Source organism: Citrobacter sp. RHBSTW-00599 (genome assembly GCF_013784065.1).
Lineage (GTDB): Bacteria > Pseudomonadota > Gammaproteobacteria > Enterobacterales > Enterobacteriaceae > Citrobacter > Citrobacter braakii.
In genome coordinates this window covers 3443879-3458117 of the sequence record NZ_CP056717.1, presented here as the reverse complement: position 1 = coordinate 3458117, position 14239 = coordinate 3443879, and the positions used below count along the sequence as shown (strand labels likewise).

At 54.2% G+C, this 14239-nt stretch carries 16 protein-coding genes and 1 riboswitch; of the genes, 7 read left to right on the top strand and 9 right to left on the bottom strand.

Annotated features, from left to right (window positions below; genetic code table 11):
• Positions 1 to 51: 51 nt before the first annotated feature.
• Positions 52 to 960 carry a uridine diphosphate-N-acetylglucosamine-binding protein YvcK gene (yvcK, locus tag HV243_RS17050; protein WP_016156054.1) on the bottom strand — a complete coding sequence of 303 codons (909 nt, stop codon included), beginning with the start codon at positions 958 to 960 and terminating at the stop codon, positions 52 to 54.
• 392 nt (positions 961 to 1352) lie between these two features.
• Positions 1353 to 1498, top strand: a riboswitch (molybdenum cofactor riboswitch).
• Here yvcK and moaA point away from each other — a divergent pair.
• The 6 genes from moaA (at position 1486) to HV243_RS17020 (ending at position 4933) form a co-directional block, all read left to right on the top strand.
• Positions 1486 to 2475: a GTP 3',8-cyclase MoaA gene (gene moaA / locus HV243_RS17045; protein WP_016152346.1), complete on the top strand. Its 990-nt coding sequence runs from the start codon at positions 1486 to 1488 to the stop codon at positions 2473 to 2475. It overlaps the preceding riboswitch by 13 nt.
• A 19-nt stretch (positions 2476 to 2494) precedes the next feature.
• On the top strand, positions 2495 to 3007 hold the full coding sequence (moaB, locus tag HV243_RS17040; RefSeq protein ID WP_016152347.1) for a molybdenum cofactor biosynthesis protein B: 513 nt from the start codon (positions 2495 to 2497) through the stop codon (positions 3005 to 3007).
• A 2-nt stretch (positions 3008 to 3009) separates the two neighbouring features.
• Positions 3010 to 3495, top strand: coding sequence for a cyclic pyranopterin monophosphate synthase MoaC (gene moaC / locus HV243_RS17035; RefSeq protein WP_003035188.1), 486 nt, complete (start codon positions 3010 to 3012; stop codon positions 3493 to 3495).
• Entirely contained in the window at positions 3488 to 3733 is a 246-nt protein-coding gene (gene moaD, locus HV243_RS17030; RefSeq protein WP_016152348.1) for a molybdopterin synthase sulfur carrier subunit, read from the top strand. The genes moaC and moaD overlap by 8 nt, the downstream gene beginning before the upstream one ends.
• Position 3734: 1 nt before the next feature.
• Positions 3735 to 4187 carry a molybdopterin synthase catalytic subunit MoaE gene (gene moaE, locus HV243_RS17025; protein ID WP_016152349.1) on the top strand — a complete coding sequence of 151 codons (453 nt, stop codon included), beginning with the start codon at positions 3735 to 3737 and terminating at the stop codon, positions 4185 to 4187.
• Positions 4188 to 4228: 41 nt separating this feature from the next.
• A complete protein-coding gene (locus HV243_RS17020; protein WP_003831536.1) occupies positions 4229 to 4933 on the top strand; it encodes a Bax inhibitor-1/YccA family protein in 705 nt (234 codons plus the stop codon).
• A 39-nt stretch (positions 4934 to 4972) separates the two neighbouring features.
• Here HV243_RS17020 and HV243_RS17015 read toward each other — a convergent pair whose 3' ends face one another.
• The 3 genes from HV243_RS17015 to HV243_RS17005 are packed head-to-tail and all read right to left on the bottom strand — an operon-like array spanning position 4973 to position 7934.
• Positions 4973 to 5935 carry a YbhN family protein gene (locus HV243_RS17015; RefSeq protein ID WP_016152350.1) on the bottom strand — a complete coding sequence of 321 codons (963 nt, stop codon included), beginning with the start codon at positions 5933 to 5935 and terminating at the stop codon, positions 4973 to 4975.
• The gene (clsB, locus tag HV243_RS17010; RefSeq protein WP_053388795.1) at positions 5935 to 7176 is read right to left on the bottom strand and encodes a cardiolipin synthase ClsB; all 1242 of its coding nucleotides are present in this window, start codon (positions 7174 to 7176) and stop codon (positions 5935 to 5937) included. Before clsB ends, HV243_RS17015 begins: the two co-directional genes overlap by 1 nt.
• Complete coding sequence (locus HV243_RS17005; RefSeq protein WP_053388796.1) at positions 7173 to 7934, bottom strand: endonuclease/exonuclease/phosphatase family protein; 762 nt, start codon at positions 7932 to 7934, stop codon at positions 7173 to 7175. Before HV243_RS17005 ends, clsB begins: the two co-directional genes overlap by 4 nt.
• A 131-nt stretch (positions 7935 to 8065) precedes the next feature.
• Here HV243_RS17005 and HV243_RS17000 point away from each other — a divergent pair, with 131 nt between their 5' ends.
• Complete coding sequence (locus HV243_RS17000) at positions 8066 to 8476, top strand: YbhQ family protein (RefSeq protein ID WP_016152353.1); 411 nt, start codon at positions 8066 to 8068, stop codon at positions 8474 to 8476.
• On the opposite strand, the gene HV243_RS16995 is transcribed toward HV243_RS17000, so the two are convergent.
• The 5 genes from HV243_RS16995 to cecR are packed head-to-tail and all read right to left on the bottom strand — an operon-like array spanning position 8438 to position 14079.
• On the bottom strand, positions 8438 to 9544 hold the full coding sequence (locus HV243_RS16995) for an ABC transporter permease (RefSeq protein ID WP_016152354.1): 1107 nt from the start codon (positions 9542 to 9544) through the stop codon (positions 8438 to 8440). The genes HV243_RS17000 and HV243_RS16995 overlap by 39 nt on opposite strands.
• Positions 9545 to 9554: 10 nt before the next feature.
• The gene (locus HV243_RS16990; protein ID WP_016156059.1) at positions 9555 to 10688 is read right to left on the bottom strand and encodes an ABC transporter permease; all 1134 of its coding nucleotides are present in this window, start codon (positions 10686 to 10688) and stop codon (positions 9555 to 9557) included.
• Positions 10681 to 12417, bottom strand: coding sequence for an ATP-binding cassette domain-containing protein (locus HV243_RS16985; RefSeq protein ID WP_053388797.1), 1737 nt, complete (start codon positions 12415 to 12417; stop codon positions 10681 to 10683). The genes HV243_RS16990 and HV243_RS16985 overlap by 8 nt, the downstream gene beginning before the upstream one ends.
• On the bottom strand, positions 12410 to 13405 hold the full coding sequence (gene hlyD / locus HV243_RS16980) for a secretion protein HlyD (RefSeq protein ID WP_053388798.1): 996 nt from the start codon (positions 13403 to 13405) through the stop codon (positions 12410 to 12412). The genes HV243_RS16985 and hlyD overlap by 8 nt, the downstream gene beginning before the upstream one ends.
• Entirely contained in the window at positions 13402 to 14079 is a 678-nt protein-coding gene (gene cecR / locus HV243_RS16975; RefSeq protein WP_016152358.1) for a transcriptional regulator CecR, read from the bottom strand. The genes hlyD and cecR overlap by 4 nt, the downstream gene beginning before the upstream one ends.
• Positions 14080 to 14239: the final 160 nt, after the last annotated feature.

Sequence of the window (14239 nt, the reverse complement as noted above, 5' to 3'; positions counted from 1 at the left end):
AGTAGATCGCGTTTGTAGGACTGATAAGCGCAGCCCATCAGGTAATTCCACTTACCCCAGCGCCTGTACCGCTTTCTCCAGCGCGTAATGCAATAGCTGGCGGTCATGGCGGTAGGGAATGTCGCTGGCTTCCAGCACTTCCTGAATAACAACGCGGTCGGTAACGGTGGATACATCCACTTTCGGGCCCACAACCACCGCATCAATTACTTTCCTGCCAACGTACTGTTCAATGATTGCCAGCTTATCGTTAAGCGTCAGGCTGGCTGCTGGCAGGCTTAATTCACGACCCAGATTGCCGATGTAGACCATCGGGGCAGGTGTGCGACGTAATGCCTGCGCCAATTCGTCGAGTAGCAGGAGCGGCATCAGGCTGGTGTAAAAACTGCCGGGTCCGATCAAAATCAAATCCGCTTCGGCGATAGCTTCAACTGCCTCCCGCGTGGTGGGGACTTTTGGCGACAGCATCAGTTCCTGAGGCGGGATGGTGAGCTGATCGATATTCACTTCGCCATAGACTTCATGTCCCTGATCGTCGATAGCCATCAGATCCACCGGCAGCTCCGACATCGGAATTAAATGCGCGTCAACTTTCAGCAGATTACGAATTAAATTGATGGCTTCCAGAGGCCGCACACTGAGGTGATCGAGCGCCTTTAACATCAGATTTCCGAGGTTATGCCCGGAAAGCTCACCATTACCGCCAAAACGATACTCAAACATGGCGGATGCAACGCTGGGTTGAGTAATTAACTGGTTCAGACAGTTACGCATGTCTCCCCAGGCAATTCCTCCTTCAGAGCGACGAATACGACCTGTCGACCCGCCGTTATCGGTCGTGGTGACGATCCCCGTCAGGCGTGAGCCTAAAGGGGAAAGAGAGGAGAGAACGCGTCCCAGTCCATGCCCTCCGCCGAGAGCGACAACGCGGTCCAGATCTGCCAGCGTGCGAGTGCGCATATATTTTCCTGATATCAATTTATCGGCGCTACAGTAACGTAAATAATGTGTTTTCAGCAATTATCCAGGCGGAATCTGGCGTAATTTTTTTCTGCGATCTACTCCTTTCTGACGAGATGCACCGGCCGGCAAGATGATGTATATCAATGCAAAACTGTGGTTTTTGCTTATTCTGTAGCGAAATTGCACGATCATGTCGCTATGTATGTGTTTATACAGCGAAAGTGTACATGGCAAAAGCGTCATTTACACGCTAGTATCGGCATAACCACAATGTACTCTGAATAATTTGAGTTGCAGGAAGGCAGTGAGGGAGAGAATCCCCCGTAAGCGGACATAAGTACGTGACTGGGGTGAACGAATAAAGCCCACGCTTCTGCAATTTGAAGTATGACGAGAATAAACACTCTAGCCTCTGCACCTGGGTCAAATGATACGGTGCTTTGGCCGTGACAATACTTGAATAAGTTTGTCACCAGGGCGTAGGAAGAAATGACTACGTCTCCCGTATTTGGAAAGGTGTACATGGGCTCTCAACTTACCGATGCTTTCGCACGTAAGTTTTACTACTTACGTTTGTCGATTACCGATGTGTGTAACTTTCGTTGCACCTACTGCCTGCCGGATGGCTATAAGCCCGGCGGTGTCACCAATAACGGCTTTTTGACCGTTGATGAAATTCGCCGCGTTACGCGCGCGTTCGCCAGTCTGGGAACGGAAAAAGTGCGTCTGACAGGGGGCGAACCTTCATTGCGTCGCGACTTTACCGACATTATCGCCGCCGTGCGCGAAAACCACGCCATCCGTCAGATTGCGGTGACCACTAATGGTTATCGTCTGGCGCGTGATGCTGCTGCCTGGCGCGATGCCGGACTGACCGCACTTAACGTCAGCGTCGACAGCCTCGATGCCCGTCAGTTTCACGCCATTACCGGGCAGGACAAATTTCAGCAGGTGATGGCAGGCATTGACGCCGCTTTTGATGCGGGTTTTGAAAAAGTGAAAGTCAATACCGTGCTGATGCGCGATGTAAACCATCATCAACTGGACACCTTCCTGGCGTGGGTTCAGCCCCGTCCTATCCAACTACGCTTTATTGAACTGATGGAAACGGGTGAGGGCAGCTCTCTCTTCCGTAAACACCATATCTCAGGCCAGGTCCTGCGTGATGAGCTGTTGCGTCGCGGCTGGATCCACCAGATCCGACAGCGCAGCGACGGCCCGGCTCAGGTTTTCTGTCATCCTGACTATGCTGGTGAAATTGGTCTGATCATGCCTTATGAGAAAGACTTCTGCGCCACCTGCAACCGTCTGCGCGTTTCCTCTGTCGGCAAACTGCATCTGTGTTTATTTGGTGAAGGCGGCGTAAGCCTGCGTGATTTGCTGGAAGATGACGCTCAGCAGTCGGCGCTGGAAGAACGCATTTCAGCCGCGCTGCTGGAGAAAAAGCAGACTCATTTCCTGCATCAGAACAATACCGGTATTACGCAAAACTTATCTTACATTGGCGGCTGATCGCTAAAAGGAGTTTTTCATGAGTCAGGTAAGCGCTGAATTTATCCCGACACGCATTGCTATTCTTACTGTTTCCAACCGTCGCGGCGAAGAAGATGACACCTCCGGCCATTATCTGCGTGACTCGGCGCAAGAGGCGGGTCATCAGATTGTCGACAAGGCTATTGTCAAAGAGAACCGCTACGCCATTCGCGCCCAGGTTTCTGCATGGATTGCCAGTGAGGATGTGCAGGTCGTGCTCATTACAGGCGGCACGGGCTTAACCGAAGGGGACCAGGCGCCAGAAGCGCTGCAACCGCTGTTCGACAGAGAAGTCGAAGGGTTTGGTGAAGTATTCCGTATGCTGTCGTTTGAAGAGATTGGCACCGCGACGCTGCAATCCCGGGCGATTGCCGGAGTGGCCAACAAAACGCTGATTTTCGCCATGCCGGGGTCGACTAAAGCGTGTCGTACCGCATGGGAAAATATCATTGCGCCGCAGCTCGATGCCCGTACGCGTCCGTGTAATTTCCACCCACATTTGAAGAAATAAGTATGTCGCAACTGACTCATATTAACGCCGCTGGCGAAGCGCATATGGTGGATGTCTCCGCCAAAGCGGAAACCGTACGCGAGGCGCGTGCAGAAGCATTCGTGACCATGCGTAGCGAAACGCTGGCGATGATTATCGACGGCAGCCACCATAAGGGTGACGTTTTCGCCACGGCGCGTATTGCCGGTATTCAGGCCGCCAAACGGACCTGGGATCTTATCCCGCTGTGCCATCCGCTGATGTTGAGCAAGGTTGAAGTTAATCTGCACGCCGAGCCGGAACACAACCGCGTACGCATTGAAACGCTGTGTCGCCTGACCGGGAAAACCGGCGTCGAAATGGAAGCGTTAACGGCGGCCTCCGTGGCAGCGTTGACCATCTACGATATGTGCAAAGCGGTGCAAAAGGATATGGTAATTGGTCCGGTGCGTCTGCTGGCTAAAAGCGGCGGTAAATCGGGAGATTTTAAGGTGGATGCGCATGATTAAGGTTCTTTTCTTTGCTCAGGTACGGGAATTGGTGAACACGGATGCGATAGAAGTCGCCGCTGAGTTTGCAACGGTAGAAGCGCTGCGCCGGAGTCTTGCGGCAAAAAGCGATCGCTGGGCGTTGGCGCTGGAAGACGGCAAGCTGCTGGCCGCGGTAAACCAGACGCTGGTCAGTTTTGACCATCCCCTTAATGCGGGTGACGAAGTGGCTTTCTTCCCACCGGTAACCGGAGGCTAAGATGGCTGAAACGCGAATTGTTGTTGGTCATGCGCCGTTCAGCGTCGGGGAAGAGTATCCCTGGCTGGCCGAACGCGATGAAGATGGCGCGGTGGTCACTTTCACCGGTAAAGTCCGCAATCACAATCTCGGCGATAGCGTGCAGGCGTTAACGCTGGAACACTATCCGGGAATGACCGAAAAAGCGCTGGCGGAGATTGTCGACGAAGCGCGTGCGCGCTGGCCGCTGGGACGAGTAACGGTCATTCATCGCATTGGCGAACTGTGGCCGGGTGACGAAATCGTTTTTGTTGGCGTGACCAGTGCGCATCGCAGCAGCGCGTTTGATGCCGGGCAGTTCATTATGGATTATCTGAAAACCCGCGCACCGTTCTGGAAGCGCGAGGCCACGCCAGAAGGTGAGCGCTGGGTTGATGCCCGCGACAGCGATAAGCTAGCAGCAAAACGCTGGTAGAGTACAATTGGTGTAGGCTCATACTGATTCAGGAGATTGTCATGGACCGATTCCCACGATCCGATTCTATTGTACAGGCCCGTTCCGGCCTGCAAACGTATATGGCGCAGGTGTACGGCTGGATGACCTGCGGACTGTTGCTGACGGCGTTTATCGCCTGGTATGCGGCAAATACGCCCGCGGTGATGATGTTTGTCTTCTCCAGCAAAATCACCTTCTTTGGACTGATCATCGCCCAGCTAGCGCTGGTGTTCGTCCTGTCCGGCATGGTGCAAAGGCTCAGCGCGGGAATGGCGACCACGCTGTTTATGCTCTATTCGGCATTAACCGGGCTGACGCTATCAAGCATTTTTATCGTCTATACCTACTCGTCTATCGCCAGCACCTTCGTGGTCACCGGCGGGATGTTCGGGATCATGAGTTTGTACGGCTACACCACCAAACGCGATCTCAGCGGTTTCGGCAATATGCTGTTTATGGCGCTGATCGGTATTGTGCTGGCCTCGCTGGTTAACTTCTGGCTGAAGAGCGAAGCGCTGATGTGGGCGGTGACCTATATTGGGGTGATTGTGTTTGTCGGCCTGACCGCTTATGACACGCAGAAGCTGAAAAATATCGGTGAGCAGATCGACCTGCGTGACAGCTCAAATCTGCGTAAATACGCAATTCTTGGGGCCTTAACGCTGTATCTGGACTTCATCAACCTGTTCCTGATGCTGCTGCGTATCTTCGGCAATCGTCGTTAACTCTCTGTTGCCGGATGGCGTAAGCCGCCATCCGGTGAATCATTTCGCCATCGCCTTCTCGTTTTTTACCCGCAACTTTTTCGCCCGACTCTCCAGCAGCAAATAGCACATCAGCGCCAGCAGCAGCGGAATAAAATAGTACAGCACGCGATATGCGAGCAGGGCGGCAATGATTGTCCCCTGAGAGGTGTTCTCTCCTGCCAGCAGCGCCATAAAGACCGCCTCCAGCACGCCAATCCCCGCCGGAATATGCACGATAACACCGGCGATACTGCTCACCAGCAGCACGCCCAGCACGAAGAAATAGTTGATATTCTGACCCAGCAACAGCCAGATAATCGCCCCCATTACCATCCAGTTAGTACCGGATATCGCCATTTGCGCGAGGGCAAATTTCCAGGAGGGCAGTACCAGTTTTTGGCCCTTGATGGTGATGTGGCGATGTTTAGCGAAAGCGCAAAACCACAGATAAACAACAATCATCAGCAGCAGCGCAATGCCTAAGAGGCGTAGCGTACCTTCATCGATATACCAGTGCGCGGGCAGTTCAACGACGCCGAAGGTGAAAATAAAACCGCCCAGCAGAATATAGCCCAGCCAGTTGGTGGTAATGCTCAGTGAAAAAATTCGCGTAATTGTGCTCCCCGGTAACCCGAGACGCGAGTAGAGACGATAACGCATCCCAATACCGCCCACCCATGTGCTTAACGTCAGGTTGAAGGCGTAACAGATAAACGACACCAGCATGACCTGGCGTTTTGCCAGCTTGTGCCCGCAGTAGTAGCGCCCGAGCAAGTCATAGCAGCCGTAAAGTAAATAACTGACGATCACCAGCCCTACGGCGCTGAGCAGGGCGATCCGATTGTAATCGCGAATTACCGTCCATACTTCCTGCCAGTTGACCTTACTGGCATAAACGACCAGCAATACGATGACTGCAATAAAAAATAGCCATGTGAGGATCTTTTTCGCTAAGCGCCAGCGTCGGTGGTTTTTTGGCATCAGGTTTCCCCTCCTGCATCCTCAGTTGGAATACGATCCTGGGTTTCCAGAGTTGGCTGTGCGGGTGGTTCTACCTCGGCCAGATGCGGGGTATGCGCCGGTAGCCAGCCGACCAGCGCCGGGAAGTGGCGTAAAAAGTGGAAGGCCAGCACGCTTTTGGTCAGGTTCCACCAGGTGCGTTTTGGCAGCATTGATTCATCAACTCGCTTGCAGTCCTGCGCAATAATGGGGTTCAGGTTGTCACGCAGGGTCTGGTTAAACGTGCGATCATGAATAATAAGATTTGCCTCCAGATTGAGCGACAGACTAAGCGGGTCGAGATTGCTGGAACCTACCGTCGCCCAATGATCGTCCATCAGCGCGACTTTACCATGCAGGGGCTTACGCCGGTATTCATAGACATGGACGCCGCCTTTAACCAGATAGTTATACAGCAGGCGGGCACCCACTTTCACAATCGGCATATCCGGTTCACCCTGGACGATGAGTTTTACCCTAACACCGCGTCGCGCAGCTTTTCGTAGGGCATGCAGCAGGCGATAACCCGGAAAGAAATAGGCATTGGCAATGATCACTTCTCGCCGGGCCTGGGTCAGCATTTTCAAATAGTGGCGTTCAATATCATCGCGATGCTCTTCGTTATCGCGCCAGACAAACAGCGCCTGCGCTTCGCCAGGCCGATGATTCTCAATTACCCGGTGATGACGTCGCCACCAGCGTCGTACGGCGCTCTGTCCCGGTAAGTTATCCAGCACGAATTTCAGGATGTCGGCCACGACAGGACCTTCCACGCGAACGGCATAATCCTGCTTGGCCTCGGGACCGTAATCAGACATGTGTTCAGCGGAATAATTAATACCGCCGACAAAGGCAACACGGTCATCAATGACCACAATTTTGCGATGCATACGGCGAAAGAGATTGGTGCGCATACCGAACAGACGCGGGCGCGGATCGTAGTAGCGGAAAACAACGCCAGCTACGGTCAACTCTTCGACAAAACTGTCGCTAAGATCCGGCGAACCGTAACCGTCCAGCAGCACCTCTGCTTTGATTCCGCGCTGGGCGGCTCCGAGCAAGGCGGCATGCAGCTGTTTTCCGACCGCATCTTCAAACCAGATAAAGGTCTCAAGGATAATTTTTTGCTGTGCCTGTTCAATGGCGTCAAAGACGGCGGGATAGTATTGATCGCCGTTTTCCAGCAGTTGAATTTGATTGCCTTCACGCCAGCCATTTTTCATAAATGAATCTCCGCACTCAGGGGGGCATGATCGGACAAATGTCGCCAGTGACGCAGCGCCAGCGTCGTTGGGGTACTGGCATTCGCGTTTTTCACGTAGATCCTGTCCAGACGCAGCAGGGGAAACTGCACCGGAAACGTCCGCGCCGGGCGACCGTGGGCGCGGGTAAAAATCTCGTCAAGGCCGGCCCTGGCTTTCAGCGGGTGATTGGCCGTTTGCCGCCAGTCGTTAAAATCTCCGGCGATCACCACGGGCTCCGCGTCGGGCAGGGCATTGACCCAGTCAGCCAGCATAGCGAGCTGGGCCTGACGGTGTGCTTCACGCAAACCGAGATGCACGCACATGACATGGATTGGGTGCGAGAGCATTGGCGGCGCGATGCGGCAGTAGAGGACCCCGCGCTTTTCACTCGCGCCGACGGACACATCGCGATTTTCATAATGTTCAATGGGATAACGCGACAGCACCGCGTTACCGTGATGCCCTTGCGGGTACACGGCGTTACGCCCGTAGGCGAAGTCGCTCCACATGGTGTCCGCCAGAAATTCGTAGTGGGTGGTATCCGGCCAGTTCTCAATTTGCAGCGAGTGAGCATCGTGCGCGCCCATAACTTCCTGCAGGCAGACAATATCTGCACCGACCGTTCTGACAGCCTCCCGTAGCTCAGGCAAAATAAAACGCCGGTTGAAGGCGGTGAACCCTTTGTGAGTATTAATGGTGAGCACATTGAATGAAAATTGAACTCCCGATCCGCTCATGAGCCTCCCGTTGGCGTCACTTCCTAAATAAAATAGTGTAGTCGTCGTCACAAAAAGATGCGGTGTTGCGGAATTTTCCGTAAAGTCCGGTACTCTGAATAATTAGTTGAAAATCCTTCAGGAGAAAAGCCATGAGGTGGCAACAACGTGTTCGTGTCGCAACGGGTCTAAGTTGCTGGCAGATTGTGTTGCATTTACTGGTAGTGGCGTTGCTGGTAATGGGCTGGATGAGCGGTACGCTGGTGCGCGTCGGCCTGGGATTATGCGTCGTTTACGGCGTAACGGTTTTATTAATGCTGGCCTTGCAACGTCACCATGAGCAGCGCTGGCGCGACGTAGCTGATGTGCTGGAAGAACTGACTACCACGTGGTATTTCGGTGCCGCGATGATCGTACTGTGGTTGCTGTCGCGCGTGCTGCAAAACAACGTCTTGCTGGCCCTGGCGGGGCTGGTGATCCTTGCCGGACCCGCCGTGGTCTCGCTGTTGGCGAAAGACAAAAAGCTACATCACCTTGCGTCTAAACATCGCATACGCCGCTGAGCCGGTCGTGGCCGCTATCACCAACAGCGGCCACAAACTTCCCCACACAATCTGCAGACTCGCATCCTTCAGGTAAATCTGTTTCGTGATGTCCGTAAAATGGCGGATTGGGTTTATCCACGTCAGATTCTGTAGCCAGACCGGCATATTTTCGACCGGCGAGACGTAGCCTGAAAGTAAAATCGCCGGCATCATAAACACAAACACGCCGATAAACGCCTGCTGCTGGGTGGCACACAGTGATGAAATCAGCAGACCAAAGCCGACCAGCGACAGCCCGTAAATCACCATCGTGAAATAGAACAGCGCCAATGAACCGGCAAACGGAATGTGATAAGCCCAGATGCCGATCGCCAGCACAATGGTGGCCTGAAACGTTGCCACAATTAACGCGGGCACCGCTTTACCGATGAATATCTGCCAGGTGGTAAGCGGGGAGACCAGCAACTGATCCAGCGTGCCTTGCTCGCGCTCGCGGGCAACCGAGAGCGAAGTGACGATCATGACGCCGATGGTGGTGATCATGGCGATCAGCGACGGAACCACAAACCATTTGTAATCCAGATTCGGGTTATACCAGTTACGCACCACCAGCTCGCTGTTGTTCGGTTTCGGCTTGCCGTCCATCAGCTCCTGCTGATACTCCTTAACGATCTGCTGCAGATAATTCGCGGCAATTTGCGCACTGTTAGAGTTACGCCCGTCGAGAATAATCTGCATGGGAGCCTGCTGGAAGGTATCCAGATTACGCGAAAAGTTGGCCGGGAAGCGCACCAGCAACAGGGCTTTTTGCGTGTCGATGGTGGGCTGGATCTCCTGCGGGCTTTTCAGCAGCAGAACGTGCGTAAAGGCGCTGGCGCGAGCGAAGCGCTGGGTTAGCTCCACCGAATGTTTACCGTTGTCTTCGTTATAGATAGCGATAGTGGCGTTGGTGACTTCCAGCGTGGCCGCGAATGGGAACAGAATAACCTGAATCAGCACCGGTAAAATCAGAATGGCTCGCGTCTGCGGTTCACGTAACAGCGATTGCAGCTCTTTACGAATTAATGTCCATAAGCGATGAAACATGCCCGTCCCCTTAATCCAGCCGACGTTTGGTTTTAAGCCACGTCAGGCCAATAAACATCACCGCCGAAGCGATTAAAAACAGCACATTGATAATCAGCACCACCGGAATATTTCCCGCCAGAAACAGGCTTTGTAGGGTGCTGACGAAATAACGAGCCGGAATAATATAGGTTACTGCCCGGATAATCGCCGGCATGCTGTCTATCTGGAAGATAAAACCCGACAGCATAATCGAGGGCAGGAAGGCGGCGTTTAGCGCGACCTGCGCGGCGTTAAACTGGTTGCGGGTGATGGTGGAGATAAGCAACCCCATGCCGAGCGTGCTGAGCAGAAACAGGCTAGTAATGAAAAACAGGATCAGCAACGAACCTCGATAAGGCACGCCGAGAATAAACACCGACACCAGCATACACAGCAGCATCGCCAGCATGCCCAGAAAGTAATAGGGGATCAGTTTGCACAGCAGCAGTTCGACGCGGGTGACTTCGGTAGACAACAGCGCTTCCATGGTTCCGCGTTCCCATTCGCGCGCCACCACTAATGAGGTGAGGATAGCGCCAATAACCGTCATGATGATGGTTACTGCCCCGGGAATAATAAAATGTTGGCTGATGGCCGCCGGGTTAAACCAGTAGCGGGTCTGCACGTCGATCAAAGGTTCAAATGATTCTCCGCGATCTTCCGCCCGCTGTTGTTGCCAAATCTGCCAGATGCCTTCGACATAACCCTGCACAAAGTTAGCGGTATTCGGTTCACTGCCGTCGGTGATCACCTGGATCGGCGCCACGTCGTTGGGGCGCGCCATCTGCTGGGCGAAATCCACCGGGATCACCACCAGCCCGCGAATGCGCCCGGCCTGCATTTTCTCAATCAATTCCTGACGGTTATCGCTGATGGTGGCGTCAATATACGGTGAACCGGTCATGGTATGGGTAAAATCCAGCGCCTCTTCGCTTTGCTGTTCGAGCAAAATCCCTACCCGCAGCTTGCTGGAGTCGAGGTTGATCCCGTAGCCGAAGATAAACAGCAGCAGCAGCGGGATCACCACCGCAATCAGCCAACTGCTGGGATCGCGGACGATCTGGCGCGTCTCTTTCACGCACAGCGCGCGTACGCGACGCCAGGAGAGAACGGAGTTACTCATGCGTATGCTCCTTATCCCAGTCATTGATTAGCGTGATAAAGGCCTGTTCCATGGTCGGGTCTGGCGTCTCACTGTCAGCAGCCTGAGCTTTCAGGTCGTCCGGTGTACCGCTGGCAATCAGTTTGCCGCGATACACCAGCCCGATGCGATCGCAGTATTCTGCCTCATCCATAAAGTGGGTGGTCACCATCACCGTGACGCCTTTTTCCACCATGCTGTTGATATGTAACCAGAACTCCCGACGGGTGAGGGGATCGACCCCGGAAGTGGGTTCATCGAGGAACAGAATGTCGGGTTCATGCATCAGCGAACAGGCCAGCGCCAGACGCTGTTTAAAGCCCAGCGGCAGTTCGTCGGTGGCGTGGGAGGCGATACTCTTCAGGCCGAATGCCTCGCTCATCCGCTCGATTTTCTCCTTCTGCGCCCGACCGCGCAGGCCGTAGACGCCGGAGAAAAAGCGCAGATTCTGTTCAACCGTCAGGTTGCCATACAGGGAGAATTTCTGTGCCATATAACCCAGATGCTGGCGCGCTTTACCGGAGCTGACCTTCAGGTCCATGTCCAGCACCAGCGCTTTACCCGAAGTGGGGACCAGCAGGCCGCACATCATTTTAAAGGTAGTGGATTTGCCCGCGCCGTTGGGTCCTAACAAACCAAAAATCTCGCCGCGCTGCACGGCAAAGTCTACGTGGTCGGTAGCGGCAAAATCGCCAAATTTTTTGGTCAGCGCTTTGGCTTCGATCACCGTTTCACCTGGCGTGCCTTCCACGGTATGCAGGATAGCGCCCAGCGGGGACTCCGATGTTCCGGCCCCGCCGAGTAAATCGATAAAGGCATCCTCGAAGCGGGGGGCGGTTTCGTTGATGGTTATCTCCGGCATGCCGTCAGCGTTTTGAATCTGCTGGGCCGTCGCTTCTTTTTTCAGGATTAAGCGGACGGATTTCCCCTGAATCATCCCGTCGCTAACCTGCGGCAGTTTTAACGTGCGTTGCAGCAGTCGGCGGTTATTTTCCTGCGAACTGCTCATCAGGAAGCTGCGACCCGACATGGTTTGCGTAAGCTGAGTGGGATCGCCCTGATACAGCAATTCACCTTCGTTCATCAGCAGCACATCACGGCATTGTTCAGCTTCATCCAGATACGACGTGCTCCAGAGGATCAGCATGCCGTCCCCGGCCAGTTCATGAACCATTTGCCACAGTTCGCGACGGGAAATAGGGTCGACGCCTACGCCAGGCTCATCCAGCAGTAACACGCTGGGTTCACCGACCAGCGTACAGGCAAGTCCGAGCTTCTGTTTCATGCCGCCGGAAAGCTTGCCGGCCAGGCGTCTGGTAAACGGCCCCAGCGAGGTAAATTCCAGTAACCGGGCAAAGGTTTTTTCTCGCGCTTCACCGGTAACGCTACGTAAATCTGCATAGAGATTGAGGTTCTCCATGACGGTCAAATCTTCATACAGACCAAATTTCTGCGGCATGTAACCCAGTACCGCATGCAGCGCGCTGTCGTCTTTGATGGGATCAAAACCAATTACCGTTGCGCTACCGGCGTCGGGTTTCAACAGCCCTGCCAGCATTCGCATCAGCGTGGTTTTGCCAGCGCCATCCGGCCCGACCAGCCCGGTCACGTAGCCCGCATGAACGGTACAGTCGAGCGGGGCGACGGCCGGTTTATCCATTCCGGCAAAGTTTTTCGTCAGTCCATTCAGCGTAATGACGGCGTCATTCATGCCGTGCCTCATCGCTGAACTTTATCGTTACCGGCATTCCCTGGCGCAGCGCATCGTCCGCGTCGGTCACCACAATACGCAGGCGATAAACCAGGTCGGTGCGCAGGTCAGGGGTCTCGACTGTTTTTGGGGTAAACTCGGCGGTGGGCGACACGAAGCCGATTTTACCGTGATACGGTTTGTCCGGACGGCCATCGGTGTAAAGCAGGATTTCGCGTCCTGGCTGCGCCTGGCTCAGATTTCGTTCGTCAACGTAGGCGCGAATCCATACCGGACGCGTGAGTGACAGCGTCAGTACCGTGCCCCCTTCGTTCAACATGCTGCCGGGTTCGACCGCACGGGTGAGTAACGTGCCGTCAGACGGCGAGGTCAGCGTGGTGTCATGCAAATTAAGCTCTGCCTGGGCCAGCTCGGCCTGAGCTTGTTCGAGCGTGGCTTTCGCCTGCTCAATGTCCTGCACACGATTACCGCTGCGGTATTGGGTGAGTTTATCCTGTGCGGATTTCAGAGAGGCCAGCGCCTGATCGCGTGATGAACGGGCGTTTTCCAGATCGTTGGCGGAGATAGTGCGGCTTTTCCACAATCCCACCTGCCGATTGTAAAAATTTTGCGCGTAATCATAGGCTGCCTGCGCCTGTTTGACTGCCGCTGCGGTTTGCGCGATCTCCTCTTCACGATATCCTGCCAGCATCAGATCGTATTGCGCCTGCGCGGCGGCAACATTCGCTTTTGCCTGCATTAATGCGTTTTCGTACGGCGCACGGTCCAGTTCGCCCAGCACCTGACCGGCGGTAATGGCATCGCCTTCGTCAACCGCCAGCGAGGCCAGCCTGCCGCCGACGCGAAAACTCAGGTTGACGCTACGGATATCGACATTGCCGTACAGCGTCAGACCGTTATCTTGCCGACTTTGATACCACCACGTTCCACCGGCAATCACGGCAACGAGGGCCGCGATGACCAGCCCGAGAACGACAGGTTTTTTCATGACTCCAGACTCCTTTGCGTTAAACCTTGCAGAATAAGATCGATGTGACAGGTGATCGTTTGGTCAATCAGCGCGGTTTTATCCTCATCAAATTGTGACCAGCCCGTACGCAACAGAATGGTTTCTTTCCCCAGACGAAAGGCCAGTACCTCGCCGAGTAGGGCGTGGGTGTGCAGGATCATTTGGGTATCGTTGGCATCGCCGCCGGTATAGGCAGCAATCAGGCGCGTCAGGTGAGTATGTAGCGGATTGATAACCTGGTCGTGCACCAGTTGATAAGCCGCGGTGGGGGAAAGCTGTTCGCGCGAAATAAATTTGCTCAGGTTAACGGTATCGTCCTGGGTTAACAGCATGATCATATTTTTGCAGGCGCGGAGGATCAGTTCGCGCATCGCGCCACGATCCGGTTCCGGCTGAGCAAACAGACGCTCGGCTTCTTCAGCATGCGGGCGAAACTGTGAGCCGATAAAATCCGCAATCCACTGGGCGCAGGCGAGATATAAATCCTCTTTTGAGCCAAAATAGTAGGTGATGGCAGCAATATTTTGCCCGGCCTGCGCGGCGATATCGCGCGTTGTGGCGTGCAGACCATACTCGCCAAACTGCGCCAGCGCGGCGGCAATGAGCTGATTTTTCGCCTGTTCACCTTTGGTTGTCATGGTGGGTGTATTCATAGCACGACTCAGATCTTAATCAATCGATTGATTAAGATTATGACTGATGTGTAACCTTGTCCAGTCCGGACCATTATTTTTCAGCGCAGGGATAATTTATGCGGCACATCACAAAAACTGCTACACTCCGCCCCTTCATGACATTGTGGTTTTTGTCATC